The organism is Lentiprolixibacter aurantiacus (genome assembly GCF_026241225.1).
Lineage (GTDB): Bacteria > Bacteroidota > Bacteroidia > Flavobacteriales > Flavobacteriaceae > Lentiprolixibacter > Lentiprolixibacter aurantiacus.
Map to the genome: position 1 here is coordinate 1 of NZ_JAPFQP010000001.1, position 20,727 is coordinate 20,727.

A 20,727-nucleotide genomic window follows, 5' to 3' on the forward strand; every position below is an offset into this window, starting at 1 on the left:
AGTACCAGTGTGGGGGATCCCCCTCTCAGGGCCCCTACTTATCGTTGCCTAGGTAAGCCGTTACCTTACCTACTAGCTAATAAGACGCATAGCCATCTTTTACCGCCGTAACTTTAAACGTTTTACGATGCCGTAAAACATTACTATGGGATATTAATCCGGATTTCTCCGGGCTATCTCCCTGTAAAAGGTAGGTTCTATACGCGTTACGCACCCGTGCGCCGGTCGTCAGCGGTTTGCAAGCAAACCCTGTTACCCCTCGACTTGCATGTGTTAAGCCTGCCGCTAGCGTTCATCCTGAGCCAGGATCAAACTCTTCATCGTTAAATCATAATAATCACTAACGAACCCGAATCCAAGATCCTGTCCCGTATCTCCTCATTGTTTTGGAAATAATTCTAATTTGTACTTCTTCTCATCAACCAACTAATTGGCCAACGAAAAAACGCTTGTCTCTGCCAATATTTCAATGAACTTTTGCTATTCTTACCCCACAGATCCTAACCCATCATCCATCATCTCATCCGTAAAGCGGGTGCAAATATAGAGGACTTTTTTTGGTTGCACAACTGTTACTGAATTTTTTTTTGACAGTTTGAGGACCCCTGTTAATAATCCCCAGCCAGAGAGCAACTTAGGGTAAATCAAATAGTATATCAGGAGAAAAAATTCCAGACAAGTCCAAACCGGATCACAAAGTCACGGTAGGGATAATCCGGGGCCGCATAAAAGGTATTGCCGGTAAATGAAGAATTAAAGTGCTCTGCCTTTAAATAAATACGCGTTTGTCTCACCTTGGCGTTGATAAAGAAATCCATCATGGGGAAGCCACCAAGCTCTTCCCGGTTCTGCACATAAAACTCTGCAAGCAATGGATTGTAGGCATCCATATTATAACTGGTAAAATACTTAAAGGTAATACCAGTTTGAATATACATCGCTTTCCTAAAGATGTCATCCGAAAAATAAAGGGTGTTCCGTGTTACCAGCTGCGGAAGGTTCAGAATATTACCGGACTGGTCTACCTGCTGATACATTAATGTATTGTTAAGCGCCCATTTTCGGTAACGGAATTCCTTTGCGTATTTTACCTTGAGCACATTAATACTGTTGCCGGCCTGAAACGGTCTAACAAAAGCATTCTCCGTTCCAGCCTCAATTTGCTCCGAACTTGCCGTGGAGGCAAAATAATTGTAATTGTTGAGCACACTGTATTTTATGGAAAGATCCCCCCATACCTGGGAAGCGAGATCAAACTGAAGGCTGCTCACCTGCTCCTTATCAAAAATTGCATCGTTTTGCCAGTTGTAATTTTCATACTCGGACTGATACAGCAAATAATTGAAATCCGGCAATCGGGATGAGGCATGCAGGCTGGCCCCAATACTGTGCTTATCGTTAATCTTATAATTAGCATTGGCCGTAAGGAAATAATCCGTCAATTCACCCGCCAGGGTATAGGAACCGTTACCTTTTAGTTTAAAATTGCCAATGGCTTTTTCATACTGAGCGCCAAGGCTTATTTCTTCGCCCTGCAGCCTGTTGGTAATGGTCTGGTTTTCCGTAATCAGAATACTATTGAAATAGTAATCGTAATTGTATATGCTGGCATATCCACTAAGTGTCCCCAGCAAGCGATTGCTGAAATTTACCGCAACCTGGTTAGTAAAGGTCTTGAGAGTAGCCTTATCGTCTATAGGACTGAGAATTGTGGAGCCAAAAAAGTCCTGCTGGGCATCCTGCTGGAACTGGTAGTATTTGGTTTCGTAATTAAAGGTATGTCCGAATGTCAAAGAAGTTGACCTGCGACCCAGTGAATCCTGCTGTGGCTTAACCAGGGCGTACTGATGATCCAGGTAATACCTTTTCCCCAAAACCTTGTTACGGGCATTGGTGAAATTCACATCCAGTCTGGACCGGTCTGAAAATTGTGGATCCTCCGATTCAAATTGCAACTCTTTCTCGGATAAGCCCCCGTTCTCTTCTCCAATAATGTCCTGGGCTGCAATATGTGCCCGGAACTGATAACGGCCATTTCTGGTGATATAATTGGCCGTGGTTCGGAAATTGCCGGACTCTGCCTGACTGTACTGGTATTTTCCCAGAGAACGAAAGCCTTTAAAGGCAATGGAAAAATTAAACCTCCTGGACGTATTTACCGCCAAAAGGGCATCAAGCAATTGTCCCTGTTCAAAAGTAGTTTTGAAAAAGAGATCGGTCATGGGGGTAGCCACGTTGTAATACTTCATATCCTCGATCTCTTCATAATTGAAGTGGCGGGCAGTGGCCCCTATCCTGGGGTACAATTGTATCCGGTCCAGATTTGCGCCAAGGCGGTTGTACGGCTGCCCCACATTCGAAAAGGGCATGAGTTCAAAATCGTCTGTCCGAAGATAATTATAACGATACTCTTTTTGTATGGTCAGGGTGGTATCCAGATAGGTGGTATCCCGATCATGGGTAATGATCTTGTAATTCTTTATGGTGATCTCCTCTGCTCCTTCCTGAGGCCTAGCAGGTATATTTTTCAGTGACTTTTCTAGTCTGGTAGTATCTAACTGTTTCCTGGAAACTGGCTGTTTATCCTGGGCAAGCAGAATAATCCCAAAGAACATAAAAAAGAGCAGTATGCAATATTTCATCATAAATCTTAACGGAAACAAAGTTAGTTTTTTTTGATTAGCCCTGGAGGAAAGTTCTCTTAATTGCCTGAACCGGTCACAACTCGGTAATGAAGTCACAGGTTACCCGTTAGCATCACTTTAACAGGGTATTTGATCGCAAAAAATTGAGAATTAGTGATAAAATCCTGATATTTAGCTGCCAAAAAAAATGCTATGCTAAGAGTTCTACTTCTTACACTTTTCCTGTGCGCTATAGCAACCTACGGCCAGGTTAATCCGCAGGAGCCATTTGTGGATCCCGGTGACGGTTCCCAGGGAATATATTCGAACATTCCCGGCAAACCCGTTAACCTTTATAAGATAAAGGAGCAGATGGATGCCTACTGGGCAGAGCGTGATCCTAGTGCCAAAGGAAGTGGCTATAAGCCTTACAAGCGCTGGGAGAACTACTGGCTGAATTTTGTTGACCAGAATGGGAATCTGCCCACTGCCAAGGAATTATATGATTCCTGGCAATCCAAAGCCAGCTCAGCAAAAACACCCAATCCCACTGCCAACTGGTCGCCCATAGGGCCCTTTAATCCCGGGACTTTGGGGAATCGTCTGCCAGGAACTGGCAGGATCAATGCCATTGCTGTTGACCCCAACAACCCGGATGTATGGTATGCAGGAGCACCTGCGGGAGGAATATGGAAATCTACCAATGCGGGCGGCAGCTGGACCAATTTGTTTGACAATTTCCCGCAAATAGGAGTTTCGGGAATTGCTATCGATCCCAATAACTCCAACATTATTTATATAGCCACAGGGGATGATGATGCGGCAGATTCTTATAGTATCGGGGTATTTAAATCCCTGGATGGTGGACAAACCTGGAACCAAACAGATCTGAATCCATCGAATACCAGCGTAAGTTCCCTGATGAATGAGATCGTCATGGATCCCACAGATTCAAACACACTCTGGGTGGGGACCAGTTTTGGTTTGTATAAAACGACAAATGGGGGAGATAATTGGAACCGGGTACTAAATGGTTATATTTCCGACTTTAAACTTAAACCGGGGAGTCCTGATACCGTATATGCTGTAAGGAATGCTCATATTGGTGGAGGCGGAAACGCTACAGCCTACTTTAAAACAACGGATGGGGGAGCAACTTTTGCTCCAATGGATGATGCTGTAAATCCTATTCTCCCCTCTTCCTGCGGACGAGTAGTCCTGGGTGTTTCCCCTGCGGATCCTGAAGTGCTATATATCCTTGCTGCAAATACAGGTATAGAAGATAATAATTTTGAATACCAGGGCCTTTACAAGTCCACAGACAGCGGAGCAACATTTACAGAAAGTCCAAACACAACAGACATTATGGAATCCAGCCAGGCCTGGTTTGACCTCGCTCTTGAAGTTTCACCTGCCAATGCCAATGAATTATACATGGGCTGTCTCAACATTTGGAAGAGTCTGAATGGAGGAAATAGCTGGAGTAAGCTTAATAATTGGTTTGTCAATAATGCAGCCTATACTCATGCTGACATTCATACCCTTAAAATAATAAACGGAAATGTCTATGCGGGTACAGACGGTGGTCTCTATATCTCCGATGATAGCGGTGCATCCTTTACAGATGTTACATCGAATATGGCCGTGACCCAATTCTATAAGATATCCATTGCCGGGAGTAATAGCAATAAGATTACCGGCGGCACACAGGATAATTCGGGCTATATTTTCAATGATAATACGTGGAATATATTCACCGGCGGAGATGGAATGGATTATGAGTTTGATCCCAACAATCCGAACATTGCCTATGGATTTTCGCAGCGCGGCCAGGTCTTGTTTATTACAACAAATTCCGGTCAATCCGTGACTACCATTGGTGCACCACGAGACGAAAATGGTGATAGGATAAGCGGAAACTGGATTACCCCCCTGGCCGTTGGCAGTGACAGTCAGGTTTATGCTGGTTTTGATGCCATCTACCGCCTCAACGGGAATGCATGGGAAAAACTATACACCATACCCAGTACCGATGGGGGTATTGAGGACATTGAGGTAGACCCTAACAATCCTCAGGTTATTTATGCAGCAGAGGGATCCTTTGTTCAGCGCAGTGCGGACGGCGGCCAAACCTTTAGTGCCTTTTTTAACGCAGGTGCTTTGATATCGGATATTGCTATAAACACCAATGACGGTTCAGCCATCTACGTGGCAACTTCAAGACGGGCAGGCATATCCCAGTCTTCCCAACAGTCCGTTACACGAAGGGTATTTAAAGTCCCGGTAAATAATGGCGTGGCCGGAAGGGAAATAGACATAACCGGAAACCTGCCTACGGATCAGGCCTTTTTTGCCCTGGCACATCAGGGAAGGCATACGGACAACCCGGTATATGTTGGCACTAACCTGGGTGTTTATCGTATTGACGATACCCTTATAAACGAGAATAATGAATCCCTTACTCAGTGGGAAGAGTATTTTACCAACTTACCAAGTGTTGCGGTAAGTGATTTGGAAATAAGTGTGGAAGACGAAGTAATAGTGGCTTCTACCTATGGTCGCGGATCCTGGAAGTCGGCAATACCCATCCAGGTCCCTGACAATGATATTCGTCTAGTCTCTGTAATTCCCGAAACCGAACGAATTCTTTGCGGGGAAATTTTCCCTGAAATCCTGGTGGAGAACAAAGGACTGAATCCTATTACCAGTATCGATATTACCTACCGTTTAAATGGGGGTGCTGATCAGAGTCTTACCGAAACGGTTACCCTCAACCCGGGGGAAACTACCACACTGTTCCTTCCTTCCCTTAATATTGCAAACACAGGTCCGGCTACACTTGAAGTGGAGACTACCATCGCCAATGATACTTTTTCGGACAATAATTCGGTCAGCCAGACCTTTTTTTCCAATGCCTTTGGCGTGGGGGATGCCCTGAACACCTTTGAATCCGCCAGCGATGATCTCATTAGTTATAACGACGGTAATCCAAATTCCGGCCTATGGGAGCGTGGGGTGCCAAGCGGTACTTTATTGAATCAGGCTGCTTCAGGAACACAGGTTTATGGAACCAACCTTTCTGGCAACTATCCGGACGGGGTAAAAAGTTACCTGGTGAGCAATTGCTATGAGTTCTCCACCATCCTGGCACCCGTATTAAAATTTTCTATGGCATATGACCTGGAAGCTAATTTCGACATTGTCTATGTGGAGTACTCCACGGATGATGGTGCTAACTGGAACGTGCTTGGCAGCATAAACAGTCAGCCCAACTGGTATAACAGCGACCGTACCAATGAAAATTCAGGAAGCGATAACGATTGCCAGAACTGCCCCGGGGCGCAGTGGACAGGTACTAATGCCACTCTAACTGAATATGCTTATGATTTCGTTGCCAATGCGGCTCTCGGGGAAACAGACCTGACCAATGAACCCAATATTATTTTCCGGATTGTATTTCACTCGGATCCTTCAGTAAACCTGGAGGGGGTTGTAATTGACGATTTTGTGGTGGAAGGTTTCCAGGACGACGATGATGACGATAACGATGGTATCCTCGATGTTGATGATAACTGCCCGTTAGTGGGTAATGCTGATCAACTCGATACCGATGGTGACGGCCTGGGTGACGCCTGTGATGAGGACGATGATAACGACGGCGTATTGGATGTGGACGACAATTGTCCACTGGTAGCCAACCCGGATCAGGCAGATACAGATGGGGACGGTATAGGAGATGTTTGCGATGAGGATGCAGACAATGATGGTGTGCCCAATGATCTGGACCTCTGTGATGATACCCCGGCCGGTTCAGTTGTTGATGTAACCGGATGCCCCATATTTACGCTTCCCCCTGATAACTTCAGGATTCAGACTGTTGGGGAATCCTGCAGAAACAGCAATAATGGTAGTATTACTATTACAGCTGTACAGAGCCTGGATTATACGGCAACGGTTAGCGGACCTAATACAGATGAGACGCTTAACTTCACCGAAACCTTGCAAATATCGCCACTTTCAACAGGGGAATACACGGTTTGCATTACCGTAGCAGGTCAGGTTGATTATGAAGTTTGTTACACGCTTAATGTCCCGCAACCCGAGGATTTATCGGTCTCTTCAAGGATCAGCTCATTGGATAATGAGGTGATCATCAGTCTTGCCGGGGGACAGGCGTATACCATAAGACTAAACAATGAGGTATTCCAGACAACGGATAGTGAGATTACGCTGCCTTTAAGCAAAATAGAAAATACTTTACTGGTTAGTACAGACAAGGCATGCCAGGGTACTTACGAGGAAACTATTTTCCTGAGTTCAAAATTACTGGTATACCCCAATCCGGTGGAAGGCAGTAATTTAAATATTTTCATGGGTGATAATGAGTTAGAAGAGGTAGAAGTGACCCTCTTCACCCTGAATGGAATTGAGGTAATGAGCAAAAAATATGCTCTTCTTAATCGTGAAGTTAGCCTAAACCTGGGCGGGTTAGCCAAGGGGGTATACTTACTGAATATTCGTACAGCACGTTCACTGGTGAACTATAAAATATTGCGCAAATGAGTTGGAAAGTGAAACTGAATATATTACTGCTGTCGGGACTTTTTATAGCCTGTGGCGGCGGAAGTGACAACCCGGGGTCAGATCCCGATCCGGAACCCGATCCCGTCCCTGCCCCCAGGGCAACCACGCTAATTTTTCCGGAAAATAACAGTGAATGCACAACAGGGGTGGTAGTCAGTGATACCCAAAGTCAGGTTTTATTCGAGTGGAACGAATCGGAAAATACGGATTCCTATGAGGTAAATCTCAGAAACCTGAATACCAATAATACTTCAAGGTTTACCTCCAACACCAATAGCGTTAATATTACGCTCAACAGGGGCACACCCTATGAATGGTTTGTGGTTTCCCGTGCCGATGGCACCAGTGAAACGGCCAACAGCCCTTCCTGGAGGTTTTACAATGAGGGACCAGGTATCGAGAATTACGCTCCCTTCCCCGCTGTGGCCATCAGTCCGGAAAGGGGTGCCATTTTGAACGGGATCACATCTGTAGATCTATCCTGGACGGGAAGTGACGTGGATAACGACATAGTAGATTATGAGGTATATCTGGACACCAATACTGACCCTACAACTTCTTTGGGCATAACGGCAGAGACCAGTCTGCCGGATGTCGCAGTGAGTGCAGGTAACGTTTACTACTGGAAAGTGGTTACCCGGGATAGTCAGGGCAACAGTTCTACTTCTGAAATCTTTCAATTCCGTGTAGACTAAAATTTTCACAAAAGATTTGCATTAAAAACCTGCAAATGCTGGCTTTTTGCATGATTTTTGTGATTAATTATGAATTAACCCAAGGAAAATAAAAATGAGATTACTATCCAAAACCATCTTTTCAGCAATTCTATTGCAAGCTATTATCGTTAATGCTCAGGTCTCCGTTAATCTGCCCTCTGCCTATATTCAGAATCAACTTGACGAGTCAGGTATACCAAAGAACGTAGTTGGGTCAGCATATGACACTGAGAACTTCAAATACGGAAGTGTACTGGTTAAAGGATCCGAATCGTACAAGGCGCTATTACGATATAACGGTTTCAGGGATCAAATCGAGATGAAAAGCAGTGATAACAGCATTACGGTATTAATGAAACGCAATTACATTAGTGCCAGAATTAATAATGAGTTAATCACCATCAGGAAATTTGAAGACGAAGGCCGGGAACGACAGGGTTATTTTAGTGTTATTGCCCAACACGGGGATTTTGAACTCCTGCAGAGACGTCAGATTATTCTAAAAGAAGCGCAACAAGCTTCTTCCTCTTACGCCAAGGATAAACCCGCAAGGTTTGAAAAGGATTACAATTACTATCTTCAGTATAAGGAAGACGGTGTTGCTAAAAAAGTAAGATTAAGTAAAAAGTCGGTCATTGATGCCCTACCTGCTGAATATCAGGATAAGGCAAATGCCCTGTGTAAAGAGAATAAATGGAAATTAAAAACAGAAGCTGAAGTAGGTTTATTGCTTCAGAAACTGATTGAGACAACATAAGGCTTTCAATTGGCATTGTTTGCCAGGAAAAAATAAGGGTGTTGATAAAATATAATCAACACCCTTTTTCTTATTTTATATTTTAAGAGTTCACCTGAGAAGGAATAAGAACGGTTTATATGATTGCACCTCAAAACGAAATAAGATCAATCTAAACAACAGGGTTCAGGTAAAAGGGTGTCCCAACAGTATCTTCAGGTCTATTAGCACTAGGGGTAACGAATTACTTTTCAAAATATGATGAGCTTATGCCGTTAATCTCCGGGGAAGTGCTGCTGCTTTACTACTAAAAATACAGCACACTACTATGGACTTTTTGTATGCAAAACATTAGCCAGAAATACCGAGTATCATACTATAATATATCCTTTTATTAAAGCTACTGCGTTTTTGGTCCTTATTTAAAACTTTACGTGCTTATTGCTAATCCTACTTAAAGGTTATTAATTTTCAGTTGCCGCTGAACACCTTTCTTACAGACCTTTTATTGATCTAATAGTGCATCGTGCTCATTTTATTGAAGGGGAGACTATTTATAAATAAAAAAGCCCCGGAAACATTTCCAGGGCTTTTAATAAAATATAATCTATTCTTATTTATATTCCAGTCATTACAATATCCACTGTAAAAGCAGTAGTAAATAAATTCTGACTTAGAGTAATAGTGAATTGATCATCACAGGATGAATAAACTCCTGAACTTGGTCCAGAATAATCAAACCCAACTTCTGGTACAGTATCTCCTATAAAGTCAACCGTAAAGTCTTCATTGAGAACAATGGTCCCGGGATATATATAAATGCCACTAAAACCAGCACTTCCAGTTGCCCAAGCCACAAACTCAGGACCCCATGAAGAGGTAATAGTCCATTGGTTATCCGTTCCAGGAACAGGAACCAAATCTACTGTATGCGAAGGAGCTTCTGCTCCAAAGGCAAACACGCGAACACCATAGGAGTCAGAAATTTCTGTCGGACAGTCATTGTCGTTAATGGTAAAAACAGCCGAGGTTCCTTCAAGACCCTCACCAGCAACCCCTACCGGAACTGAACTGGATTCACTTAACTCAACCCGGATAACTACATTGCCATCCGCATCTAGATTATCTATTGGAGTTATTGTGATTTCTCCAGTGAACTCTCCTTCAGGAATATCCAACACCCCATTAGCCGGGCTAACTTCAAACCTGGAAGCATCGCCACTCTCAATGATCACGTCAAAATTTACGCTTACACCAGAACTATTTTCACCGGAGCCCAAAAGCACTCCAATAGTCATGGCGTCACCATCTTCAAATGTAGAAGCAGAAGTCGACTGGAATTGTACAAAACCATCTCCTACATTATATAGTCTATTGTCACCTAGATCCTCACAACTAATCGCGAAGAGGACAATAACTGAAAAAATTAAAGCTTTATAAACTTGTCTCATCTTATTTAAATATTAGTATCCAGGGTTCTGCTGCGTGCGCAAGTCCGGATTTGCGTTAAATTCAATTTGCGGAATTGGAAATGTAAACCTGTAATTATCAGGTGACAGGCTACATTGATTAACAATAGCACAATCAATTGCATCACGACTTACTTGTCGGTTTCCACGAAGCCCCATACGCTTAAGGTCTTTCCAACGGTGACCTTCAAAGGCGAATTCGAACCTTCTTTCATCAAGGATTGCTCCGTAAGCTTCCGTTTTATTAGCAAAAACTGGCAGGGCGGTGTCCGTACCAAATCTTGCATCTCTCAATTGCTTGATCAAAGCAGCAACTGAATTTGTTGCACCGTTTAGGTCTCCTATTTCAACCCATGCTTCCGCTAAAATCAATAACATCTCAGCAGATCTGAACACCTTCAGGTCATTCATATTGGTTACACCTTCAGAACCCGGGTATTTATAAACAACCAGTACATCAAGAGTAGGGTTATTATTTACCTCATAATCAGGGTCTATATCACTGTCAGGAGCAACCAGCACATCATATCGGATATCATCAGGATCGAGGGCGTTGAACAAAGACCTGCCCACTTCTAAAAATGCTCCACCTGTTCGGGTAGCAGCCGAAAAACTAAAAATCCCACCTGCATGGCCTCCAGCCGTACCACCAGTTCCCTGGTTGTCATAATTATCACCAATGGTTCTTTCCAATTTGAAGATAACCTCGGTATTGTCTACATCTTGAAAAATACCCTGGTACTGAGCCCTTGTAGCAAGGGGATATTTGTTCAAAAGTTCCTGGGCATAACCAGCAGCTTCAGCGTAATGCGCTGGACCACGGTATGCCGCTACTCTGGCCCTAAATGCGTCAATTACATCCTTATTGATCGTAGTAGGGTCTGAAGTATCATCAGAAAGCAATGACTCCGCCAAATCCAAATCATTTTCGATCAATTCGTAGAAATCAGCGTTAGTACTTCGAAGCAACAACTGATCGATAGTGGGAACAAAATCAACCAAAATCGCTGCCAACGCACTGTCATCTGCATAATCTGTTGAATAATATGACAACAACTCGAAGTGGCCCCATGCCCTGAGGAAATAAGCCTGTCCAAGAATTTCGTCCTTTAAAGATTGCTCTGCTGCATCTGCAGCCTCAACAATATCACCAGCCTCAATTAACCGGTTAGCTGCATTGAGCAAATCATAATTTCTGGTCCAGAAATTATTGGTAATGGCACTTGATGGGTTTAATACTAAACTATATAACCCAATTTGTTGTCCTCCATTTTCGATTCCTATGGCCAGCTCATCCGTAAAGATGGCGTTAAAAAGAATCTCAGGAGTTAAATCCACTCCGTCATATACCCCATTCAGACCTAAACTTAAATCCTCAACGGTTTGAAAAGCTCTGTCCGCATCAAGTCGTCCGGGCTGATTGATATCTATCGCATCCTCACAACCTACGGTGAGCACAAGCGATAATAATAAGTAATATATTTTTCTAATTTTCATTGCTATTATTTTAAATGCCTATTTCAAATCCAAGTGAAAGAATTCGCGGAGTAGGATATTCGTTTTGTTGTGAAACAAGTCCCTCTACATCAAATCCTCTCCATTTAGTAAACGTCAGAACGTTCTCTCCGTTAAAAAAGAAACCAAGTTTCTTGATTCCTGTCCCCTCAAGAAATTTCTTAGGGAAGTTGTAACCAACAGCCAGGAACCTTAACCTTACATAATCCGCACTAAACAAGAATCTATCTGAAGACACTCCTGCCTGCCCGACAGCATTCAAGTTGGAAGCTGTAAGGCTTGGTACGCTAGTTACCCGGTTGTTAGGAGTCCATGCATCCAGCAGGTCTCTGGAGGTCCTGAACTGACCAATAGTAGATGGATTCATTCGACCATAATAATCAAAATCCAAATTGTCTATCCCTAACATGTAGTTAAACTGGGTCTGAACATAAAAACCTTTCCAGTCAAAATTGAAACCAAAGCTTCCTACCCAGTCCGGGTATGGGTTTCTGCTCGTCCATACCCTGTCAGTATCAGCATTGGGGTTCTCTGTAAGATTACCATCCGCATCAAGGAACAACAGGTTACCATTTGCAGGATTCACACCCGCATATCTAACCCTAAAATATTCATCCAGCGGCCCTCCATTTCTACCAATTCCAATAATCTCACCTTCATCGCTTGGTAGATCCTGTAATTCGGTCTCATTGTAGTTACCGACCAAATTCAGCGTAAGCACCATATCCTTATTTCGGATTAAATCGTAATCCAAATCAACCTCAACTCCACGGTTGAACAGGGAACCTACGTTGGCATTCAAAGTAGTTACTGAATTAATCGCAGATACCGGTGTGCTCTGGAAGAGGTCTGTTGTCTTCTTTTCATAAACATCGAACGAACCTCTTAACCTGCTGTTGAATACTTCAAAGTCAAGACCAATATTCGTTTGTTTAACTGTTTCCCAGCGCAATGTGGTATTTGGGATCTGTGATAAAAACAGGGCGTTCTGTCCCCGGTATCCTGGACCAGTTGCAAAAAGACTTCTGGTTAAATCAGGAGCACTAAAAATACTGGTTCCGGTTATTCGCTGGTTACCAGCAGTACCTATAGAAGCTCTCAGTTTCAAAACATCAAAAACAGACCCGTCCATAAAGGACTCGTTACTGATGTTCCAACGACCAGCTACAGACCAGAATGTTGCATATCTATTAGACTCTGCAAAGCGGTAAGAGGCATCCCTTCGGACTGTCCCAACTACACCATATCGCTCATCATAATCGTAGTCAGCCTGTCCAAAGTATGAGAACAACCCGGCATCCCTTTTTGTAGCATTGATAATAGGAACAAAAAAGTCGTTGTCAGAATTATCCTGAATCCATCCCGCATCGTCCCCGGAAGCAAAAGTCCTGGGATCCAAACCTTCCTGTCTGTATCCAAGGTCTCTAAAGTGAGCTTTAAAGTATTCTGTATAAGCCCCTACGTTAACACTGTGTTTACCCCATTGGTTGTCGTAAGTTAAAGAAGTTACCTGGTTGTAAGTAAACACGCGATCATTATCTCCAAATTGGCGACCATTGTAATCGTCCCCGAAGTAAAAGTCATTCCAGTTATCAGGAGCTTCTAGCGCATTAAAGGTTGTATCAATATAATCCATACTACCGGTTACATTGGCTCTCAAGTTCTTAGCAACTTCATAGCTGGCATTTGCACTGGCTACTATTCGAACTTCCTCATCTCTTTGCTCATAGGAATTTAAAAAATCCAATAAGAGTAAAGGGGTATCAGCAAAAGTCCAATTCTGAGCCAGCAACTCAGATCCCGGATATTCATCAGGCGTTATATAAGTAACCGACTGATTTGCACCCAATAGAAAGTTCCTGTTGATACTTCCAGTTCCTACAGAAGATACCTCATTAGAAATAGAATAGTTAATGGTCAGATTTGTACCGTAAGTAAATCTTCCATCTTCGCTTCTACCTGTAATATTGTTTCTGAAGTTAAAACGCTTCAGATCCGATTCTACAACAACACCGTCTTGTTCAAAGAAACCGAAAGACGTGAACTGTGTGGTGTTAGAGCTACCACTTGACAAGGTCAGCGTATGGTTCTGGTTTACACCCTCGCGGATAAAAAAGTCAACCCAATTAAAATTGGGAGCTGCAGCAATTTCAGCGTCAGTAAGTTGTGATCCACGACCCCTATTCAATTGTTTCTCAAGAGCGAGCTGTTCCTGGGAATTCATTAAATCGTAATCATTGCCCGGTAACTTGCTAAATCCTGCAATACCGGTGTAGTTGATGCTTAAACCCTGATCATAATTACCTGTACGTGTTTTAATAACGATAACCCCGTTTGCACCCCTGTTTCCATAAATTGCTGTTGCACCAGCATCTTTAAGCACAGAAATAGACTGGATGTCCTGTGGGTTCAATGACCTGAAGTTATCCTCGTCTACCGGAGCACCGTCGATAATGAAAAGAGGTTCAGTGTTACCATTAATTGAGTTTACCCCACGTAACTGTACCAAAGAGTTGGCTCCCGGCTGACCGGATGTGGTGGTAATATTCAAACCGGCAACCTGTCCCGACAGGGTTTGAACAACACTGGCATTCGGACGGTTCTTAATAGATTCGTCAGCAGAAATGGTAACCTGTGCAATTGCAGATTTCGTTTTGGGCGCTGTTCGGTACCCTTGAACTACCACTTCCGCAAGCTGTTCGGCATCATCCTCCATCCTAATGTTAAGAACAGAAGTGGAAGCCGAAACAGTACGGTTTACTGTTTTCTGACCCAGGTAGCTGAATCGCAACACCTGGCCCACATTAACTGTAATGGAGTAATTTCCATCAAAATCAGTTTGTGTACCCGTAGAAGTTCCTACAACCACTACAGCTACACCGGGCAACGGTATTCCAGAAGAATCTGTCACGTTACCTGTAACTGTCTTTTGCGCGAAAGCAAAAGAAACGCAAAACACCAATAAAGGTGTAAGCACCTTCGTAAGCTTTGATCTCATTTAATTAGTTTTTTGAATTAGTCAGCGGCAAATTTGCCAATTAATTGTTAACTATGCAAGGATACAGGAGGCTTGGAAGGGGTTTGTGTTAAAAAAAAACAAATTATTACGAGTCTTTTATCAATTTCGTTAAAACTGTAATGTATATGTAATTTTTGAACATAAATACTAATTTATCCATCAACAATAATTCTATTTTTTAAAAATCATTCAAGTTATGTTGCAGGCTTATCTGCATAGTCCCTATGAGGCAGGCACTGACGAGGCGGGAAGAGGTTGCCTGGCCGGTCCGGTTACCGCAGCAGCCATAATTCTTGAACCGGATTTTTCCCATAAAACCCTCAATGATTCAAAATTGCTGACTGAAAGGCAGCGCAAGCAAATCCAACCCTTACTTGAGGAAGCAGCCCTTGCCTACGCAGTGGCACACGTATTCCCGGAAACCATAGACAAGATCAATATCCTCAATGCCTCCATAAAAGCCATGCATATGGCACTGGACCAATTGGCCCATATACCGGAATACATACTGGTAGATGGGAATAGGTTCAAACCCTACGAGAATATACCCCATACCTGTGTGGTTAAGGGCGACGGTAAATTTCTGCATATCGCTGCAGCCTCCGTCCTGGCGAAAACAGCCAGGGACGCATATATGGAACAGATACACCTGGAATATCCGATGTATCAGTGGATCAATAATAAAGGATACCCAACAAAAGCCCACCGGGAAGCCATTAGGAAATATGGCCCATGTGAATATCACCGAAAAAGCTTTCGCCTGCTTCCGGAACAATTGGAACTGGAGTTCTAAAGCGTAATTTCCCAAAAAACAACTTGCCCATATCTGGAGCAAACAGGCCACAGAGTTTTTTACCTTTGTTGTGTATACTGAAGTTCAGCTATGATTAGATACCCCTTTTTCCTGGCCCTGCTCTCCCTACTTATAATAAATTGCTCACCCGGAACAGAGCGAAACACAAATCTACACCGGTACATACCAAAAGATGCCTCCCTGTTGCTGCAGGTAAGGAACCTGTCCAATTTTAAAAGCAACCTGAGGAATTGCGAATACCTGTCTCAAATCAGTGCTCATCCCCTGCTTACCCCGGAAGAACTCTCAGGTGGCCTCCTTAATTATGTGGAGAGCGATAGCAGCGCCCTGATAAGCCTCATAAATTGGAAAGACAAAAAAGCAATGCTCATAGCTTCATGGGTAAATACCAACAAAACAGAACAGGATAGCACGGCAGCTGATCCTGGTGAGTCGGTTTCATCAAATGGCGTAGCCTTGTGGAAGCATTTACAGGATTCCCTGACATGGTACTCAACTACTTCGGGCGGGATAAAACTTTGGTCCCTTCATCCTGAGGTCCTCAGCAATATATTGAAACAGGATCAACCTGCAGACGCGGAGCTTTCCCGACTGCTGCGCGCTGCTAACGACAGGAGCTCGGCTTCCCTTTTCAGAAAAGCCAGTCCTGATCCCTACATGCATTTTTTCCCGTTTACGGAGGAAGAGGCCTCCGTGGACTCAGTCCAACCCATTTGGCAAGTGATGGACCTAGAGTTCCGAAAGGCTGGAATAACCGGTAGTGGTGTGGTTATGATCCCGGATTCCGGTCAGACCTGGGCCTCCTACTATCGGGGAACAGTCATGGAAAACAGGATTGCTGCCCTGGCCCCCTTGCAAAGCGATGCCATCATTAGTTTCATTTTGGATACCGCTCTGTTATCGTCAGAAATTCCACAGGATTCCCTTGAATTATATGAAGAAGAACAAAGTTTGTTAAACGCAGTTGCATCAGCCGGGGTGATCATCCAAAACAAGCAAAGATGGGTAGTTTTGGATCTCCTTGATGCCAGCGGGCTTGAGACCCTGCTGAAAAGTTTGCAGGTGGGTTCCAGGCAGTTCCAGGGCAGTGAAATTCTGGAACTTGGTCAGGGACAGTTTTTGGATGCCTATACCAACAAGGTTGTTAAAGGGTTTGATGCCCGGTTTGCAACCCGAATTGAAAACCAGTTTATTTTTGCCGAATCCTCCGCTTCACTGGAACTATTGCTACAGGACTATAACAGGGGAATGGTCTTTGAAATGAGCAGTCTTTATGAGAACAGCATAGACTTACAGTCTGGTGAGGCCTCCCTTCAATTTACTGCCAATGCGGAAGGAATGGGGAAACTGTTGCAGGAACCTTTATTTGCCGGTACCTCTCCAAAAAACCTTTCCCTGTTTCCCGAAGGTTATGTCTATTCGGGGCAGGTGCTGAGCGGCTCAGGCCATCTACTGAATAATATGGCTATCAATCGCATAAACAAAAAAGCAGAAAGCAATACCACTTCTGAGGAATTCAGGCTGCAACTCGATGCCGAGGTGGCCACTATTCCCCAATTTGTCATCAACCACCGGAATCGCCAAAAAGAAATTGTTGTGCAGGACGAAACCAACAAGCTCTACCTGATATCTGGGGAAGGGAAAGTACTGTGGAAAAAACAGCTGGATAGCAGAATTCAGGGAGAAATTAAGCAGGTTGACCTCTACAAGAACGGCAGACTTCAACTAGCCTTTACTACCAATAACCAGTTCCTGGTACTAGACAGGAATGGCAAAGAAGTACTCCCTTTCAACATGCGGTTCAAAGGGGGCAACCTTAATCCATTGGCAGTTTTTGACTATGAGAATAACAGGAATTACCGCTTTGTGGTTACTCAAGGCCGAAAAATCTATATGTATAATCGACGTGGTCAGATCGTCAGTGGCTATACTTACACAGAGGCAGCAGCACCAGTGCTCAGGGAACCCCAACATTTCCGGATTGGCAGCAGAGACTACCTGGTATTCCAGCTGGAGAACGGCGCCCTGGAAATCCGGAACCGGGTAGGCAAGACCCGCATACCAGTCAGCGAGCGCTTTCAATTCTCTGAAAATCCGGTGTATATGTACCTCAACCAATTCTCATTTACAGATAATTCAGGTAGATTATACTCTATTGATACCAAAGGAAAACTATCTGCCAGCAAGCTGAATCTGGATGCGCTTCACCGGATTGATGCCACCAGCAAAACCCTGGTCACCCTTAGCGAAAATACCCTCACCATCAAAGGCAGGCCTATCACCCTGGACCTCGGTGTTTACACTGGCCCAAAGATATTTTATCTCTACGATAAGATATACGTAAGCGTAACAGACCTACAAGCTGAAAAAGTATATTTGTTTGACAGCCAGACCAAGTCCATTCCCGGATTTCCGGTATTTGGTACAGATGCTATGCGTTTGGACGATGTGGATAACGACCGGAACCTGGAGCTGGTAACCAGTGGGCAGGCAAATGACCTCATCCTGTATCGGATGAATTAATTCTGAAAATCACCAGATCTGCCGGATTTGGAGAGCCTGGCTTCAAACAGTGTTTCAAAATGCCTTAGTAGTTTCTGCTTAACCTCCTCTACATCGAGCTCGGTTTTGCCAAGTTCCACATTGAGGGATGTAACAGCCTTGTCTTTTATACCGCAGGGAATCATATGATCGAAATACCCCAGGTCTGTGTTCACATTGAATGCAAACCCGTGCATGGTAACCCAGCGGCTGGCACGTACACCCATAGCGCAAATCTTTCGCGCAAAAGGAGTTCCCACATCCAGCCAAACGCCGGTTTCCCCATCGGAACGTTCTCCCCTGAGTCCATATTCCTCAAGGGTGAGGATAATCATTTCTTCAAGCAGCCTGAGGTATTTATGGATATCGGTAAAGAAATTATCCAGGTCCAGGATGGGATAGCCTACGATCTGGCCAGGCCCGTGGTATGTGATATCCCCTCCCCTGTTGATCTTATAGAATTTGGCCCCTTTTTTCTCCAGCTCTGCTTCCGCAACCAGCAAATTTTCAATATTGCCGCTTTTACCCAGCGTATACACATGAGGGTGCTCAACAAAAAGCAAATAATTAGGTGTAGGCTCCTGTAAACCCTCGCGCCTGTTGCGGATCTTCGTATCCACTATTTGCTGGAACAGGTTCTCCTGGTAATCCCATGTTTCCTTGTAGTCGCGATAGCCCAGTTCCTGAAAAGTAACCTGCTTGTTCATTCCCGCAAAGATACAACGCTCAGTTGGGATTATTAAGGATAATGAGTGCCGCAATCACACCTGGTACCCACCCGCATAGGGTAAGAAGAAAAACAATAATAAAAGACCCGCATCCCTTGCCAATAACAGACAGGGGCGGAAATATAATGGCCAGTAAGACCCTTAAAAAACTCATTTGGGGTATGTTGATTGATGTACTATATATGTATCCTAAAATGTGCTTTTGTTACATTTTCTTGTAAATTTAATCCTGCCTTCTTGAATATGGTTCGTTTTTTACTCGTTTTTAGCTTTTTTCTGTGCCTGCAGGCAGAGGCCCAATATCTTTTTACGGGAGAACTTGCAGAGCAATCAGCGGGCAGTACAGTTTACTTGTCACTGGTGGAGGATTATCGCAGGAGCTCCCGCATCTATTTTGACCAGATTATCCGTAAAACCACAGCCGATTCCCTGGGGCGATTTGCTTTTGAGGGGAATAACCTCTCTATTGAAAACCGGCTGTATCGCATCCATATAGACGAATGTCAGGATCAGAACAGCCCGGATGAGTACTTCCTCGGAAATTGCCCTAATAACCAGTCCATACTTTTCCTGGCCAATAACCGCGATACACTGGCCTTTCCGGCTACCTATGCCAATGAGCCTTTTTGCGCGGTGGAGTCTACCAACAAAGCATCAGACAAGATCCTGGAAATTGAGGCTATGAAGGAAGAAATGATCCTGGACTTCACAGAAGTGCGCAGCGAAGCAAATACCCGCCTGAATCTCCAAACCTGGTTCCGGAAATGGCAGGAATACGGTGAAGCATTGCAGGAACCTGTACTGGAACTATATATTTATGGGTTCCTTTCTGACCGCACTAATGAAACCTACGATTATTATCTGGAAGAAGTAGGGGATAATCCCTATTACCAGGAATTATTAGGCAGACTGCAACTTAAATACCCGGGGGCCTCTTTTACGAATGCGTACCAGCGTGAAATCCTAACCGATCGGTTGCTATCAAACCCTCAAAACAACAAGCAGGAACTATTGATCTGGATCCTGGGCGCCTTACTGGTCATTTCTATCCTCCTTAATATCTACCTGTTCAGGCGTATCCCCGGCAAGGGCACGGCGGTAGAAACGGATCCTACCAAATTAACCCAGCAAGAAAGGAAAATAGCCCTGCATGTGCTGGAAGACAAGACCAATAAGGAGATTGCCGATGCCCTGTTTATAAGCGTAAGCACAGTTCGGACGCATATAAACAACCTGAACAAAAAGCTCGGGGTAGGCGATCGTGAAGCCCTGAAAGTGCAACTGCAACAACAATTTCCACCGGGGGACTAGTCGGTAAATCCACCCCGAAACACTAACAGAGGAGCTGAATTTCTGTGAATTTTGGATCAAATTCAAATCACAGATCTATGAAAACAACACTCAGCATGTTCCTGGCATTGTTACTTGTTACAACCCTGGCGGCCCAGGACGAAGTAAAAGAGATTGAACTATCTAACGGAAACAGCATCCTTCTGGGAAGTATCCCTGAGGATGCACTACGGCAGGCTTCCTATTCCAACTGGTATTCCACGAACTATTCCCAATATTTCCCTGATCTGGACCGTATTTCACAGTTTAAGGAAGAACTTAAGAAGTATCACATCCTTGTTTTTATGGGAACCTGGTGTGGCGACAGTCAGAGGGAAGTACCACGGTTCATGAAAATTCTGGATGTGGCAGAATTCCCCGAAGAACAAGTCAAACTGGTTGCTGTGGATCAGAGGAGGGAATTCTACAAGCAGAGTCCGGGTGGTGAAGAGTGGGGATTAAATATCAGCAGAGTACCTACTTTCATCTTCCTTAAAAATGGTAAGGAAGTAGACCGAATTGTTGAATATCCACTGAATACCCTGGAATTGGACATGGAGAAGATTCTGCTGGGAATGCAGTAAGTACAAGGTGTATAAATTAAAAAGACCCTTCCGTTAGAAGGGTCTTTTATATTAACTAAAATACTGAA

Annotated in this window: 13 protein-coding genes and 1 rRNA gene; 7 read left to right on the forward strand and 7 right to left on the reverse strand. The window is 44.0% G+C overall.

The window, feature by feature from the left end:
* A 16S ribosomal RNA gene (locus OO016_RS00005) occupies positions 1-324 on the reverse strand; the annotation flags it as partial.
* A 332-nt stretch (positions 325-656) separates the two neighbouring features.
* On the reverse strand, positions 657-2,645 hold the full coding sequence (locus OO016_RS00010; protein WP_304608056.1) for a putative porin: 1,989 nt from the start codon (positions 2,643-2,645) through the stop codon (positions 657-659).
* A gap of 192 nt (positions 2,646-2,837) precedes the next feature.
* Here OO016_RS00010 and OO016_RS00015 point away from each other — a divergent pair, with 192 nt between their 5' ends.
* From OO016_RS00015 to OO016_RS00025, 3 genes are all read left to right on the forward strand, one after another.
* Positions 2,838-7,187 (forward strand): thrombospondin type 3 repeat-containing protein, encoded by a 4,350-nt coding sequence (locus OO016_RS00015; RefSeq protein WP_266009899.1) that lies wholly within the window; start codon positions 2,838-2,840, stop codon positions 7,185-7,187.
* A complete protein-coding gene (locus OO016_RS00020; protein WP_266009900.1) occupies positions 7,184-7,903 on the forward strand; it encodes a hypothetical protein in 720 nt (239 codons plus the stop codon). Before OO016_RS00015 ends, OO016_RS00020 begins: the two co-directional genes overlap by 4 nt.
* Positions 7,904-7,997: 94 nt before the next feature.
* Positions 7,998-8,681 (forward strand): hypothetical protein, encoded by a 684-nt coding sequence (locus OO016_RS00025; protein WP_266009901.1) that lies wholly within the window; start codon positions 7,998-8,000, stop codon positions 8,679-8,681.
* A gap of 596 nt (positions 8,682-9,277) precedes the next feature.
* On the opposite strand, the gene OO016_RS00030 is transcribed toward OO016_RS00025, so the two are convergent.
* Genes OO016_RS00030 through OO016_RS00040 form a run of 3 tightly spaced genes read right to left on the reverse strand, consistent with a single transcriptional unit; the run spans position 9,278 to position 14,642 of the window.
* The gene (locus OO016_RS00030; protein ID WP_266009903.1) at positions 9,278-10,111 is read right to left on the reverse strand and encodes a hypothetical protein; all 834 of its coding nucleotides are present in this window, start codon (positions 10,109-10,111) and stop codon (positions 9,278-9,280) included.
* A gap of 12 nt (positions 10,112-10,123) precedes the next feature.
* Positions 10,124-11,626: a RagB/SusD family nutrient uptake outer membrane protein gene (locus OO016_RS00035; RefSeq protein WP_266009905.1), complete on the reverse strand. Its 1,503-nt coding sequence runs from the start codon at positions 11,624-11,626 to the stop codon at positions 10,124-10,126.
* 10 nt (positions 11,627-11,636) lie between these two features.
* On the reverse strand, positions 11,637-14,642 hold the full coding sequence (locus tag OO016_RS00040) for a SusC/RagA family TonB-linked outer membrane protein (RefSeq protein ID WP_266009907.1): 3,006 nt from the start codon (positions 14,640-14,642) through the stop codon (positions 11,637-11,639).
* Positions 14,643-14,859: 217 nt separating this feature from the next.
* Here OO016_RS00040 and rnhB point away from each other — a divergent pair, with 217 nt between their 5' ends.
* On the forward strand, positions 14,860-15,456 hold the full coding sequence (gene rnhB / locus OO016_RS00045; protein ID WP_266009909.1) for a ribonuclease HII: 597 nt from the start codon (positions 14,860-14,862) through the stop codon (positions 15,454-15,456).
* 90 nt (positions 15,457-15,546) lie between these two features.
* Positions 15,547-18,000: a hypothetical protein gene (locus OO016_RS00050; RefSeq protein ID WP_266009911.1), complete on the forward strand. Its 2,454-nt coding sequence runs from the start codon at positions 15,547-15,549 to the stop codon at positions 17,998-18,000.
* Here OO016_RS00050 and lipB read toward each other — a convergent pair.
* The gene (lipB, locus tag OO016_RS00055) at positions 17,997-18,725 is read right to left on the reverse strand and encodes a lipoyl(octanoyl) transferase LipB (RefSeq protein ID WP_266009912.1); all 729 of its coding nucleotides are present in this window, start codon (positions 18,723-18,725) and stop codon (positions 17,997-17,999) included. The two genes, OO016_RS00050 and lipB, sit on opposite strands and share 4 nt — an antisense overlap.
* Positions 18,726-18,744: 19 nt before the next feature.
* Positions 18,745-18,900, reverse strand: a complete 156-nt coding sequence (locus OO016_RS00060; protein ID WP_266009913.1) for a YqaE/Pmp3 family membrane protein — start codon at positions 18,898-18,900, stop codon at positions 18,745-18,747.
* A gap of 89 nt (positions 18,901-18,989) precedes the next feature.
* On the opposite strand from OO016_RS00060, the gene OO016_RS14410 reads away from it, so the two are divergent.
* Complete coding sequence (locus tag OO016_RS14410; protein ID WP_304608057.1) at positions 18,990-20,057, forward strand: response regulator transcription factor; 1,068 nt, start codon at positions 18,990-18,992, stop codon at positions 20,055-20,057.
* Between the two features lie 77 nt (positions 20,058-20,134).
* A complete protein-coding gene (locus OO016_RS00070; RefSeq protein WP_266009914.1) occupies positions 20,135-20,659 on the forward strand; it encodes a thioredoxin family protein in 525 nt (174 codons plus the stop codon).
* Positions 20,660-20,727 lie beyond the last annotated feature (68 nt).

What these genes read in the sequence shown, in the direction of transcription:
- OO016_RS00010 (WP_304608056.1), bottom strand. Translation starts at nt 2,645, where the DNA reads ATGATGAAATATTGCATACTGCTCTTTTTTATGTTCTTTGGGATTATT.
- OO016_RS00015 (WP_266009899.1), top strand. Translation starts at nt 2,838, where the DNA reads ATGCTAAGAGTTCTACTTCTTACACTTTTCCTGTGCGCTATAGCAACC.
- OO016_RS00020 (WP_266009900.1), top strand. Translation starts at nt 7,184, where the DNA reads ATGAGTTGGAAAGTGAAACTGAATATATTACTGCTGTCGGGACTTTTT.
- OO016_RS00025 (WP_266009901.1), top strand. Translation starts at nt 7,998, where the DNA reads ATGAGATTACTATCCAAAACCATCTTTTCAGCAATTCTATTGCAAGCT.
- OO016_RS00030 (WP_266009903.1), bottom strand. Translation starts at nt 10,111, where the DNA reads ATGAGACAAGTTTATAAAGCTTTAATTTTTTCAGTTATTGTCCTCTTC.
- OO016_RS00035 (WP_266009905.1), bottom strand. Translation starts at nt 11,626, where the DNA reads ATGAAAATTAGAAAAATATATTACTTATTATTATCGCTTGTGCTCACC.
- OO016_RS00040 (WP_266009907.1), bottom strand. Translation starts at nt 14,642, where the DNA reads ATGAGATCAAAGCTTACGAAGGTGCTTACACCTTTATTGGTGTTTTGC.
- rnhB (WP_266009909.1), top strand. Translation starts at nt 14,860, where the DNA reads ATGTTGCAGGCTTATCTGCATAGTCCCTATGAGGCAGGCACTGACGAG.
- OO016_RS00050 (WP_266009911.1), top strand. Translation starts at nt 15,547, where the DNA reads ATGATTAGATACCCCTTTTTCCTGGCCCTGCTCTCCCTACTTATAATA.
- lipB (WP_266009912.1), bottom strand. Translation starts at nt 18,725, where the DNA reads ATGAACAAGCAGGTTACTTTTCAGGAACTGGGCTATCGCGACTACAAG.
- OO016_RS00060 (WP_266009913.1), bottom strand. Translation starts at nt 18,900, where the DNA reads ATGAGTTTTTTAAGGGTCTTACTGGCCATTATATTTCCGCCCCTGTCT.
- OO016_RS14410 (WP_304608057.1), top strand. Translation starts at nt 18,990, where the DNA reads ATGGTTCGTTTTTTACTCGTTTTTAGCTTTTTTCTGTGCCTGCAGGCA.
- OO016_RS00070 (WP_266009914.1), top strand. Translation starts at nt 20,135, where the DNA reads ATGAAAACAACACTCAGCATGTTCCTGGCATTGTTACTTGTTACAACC.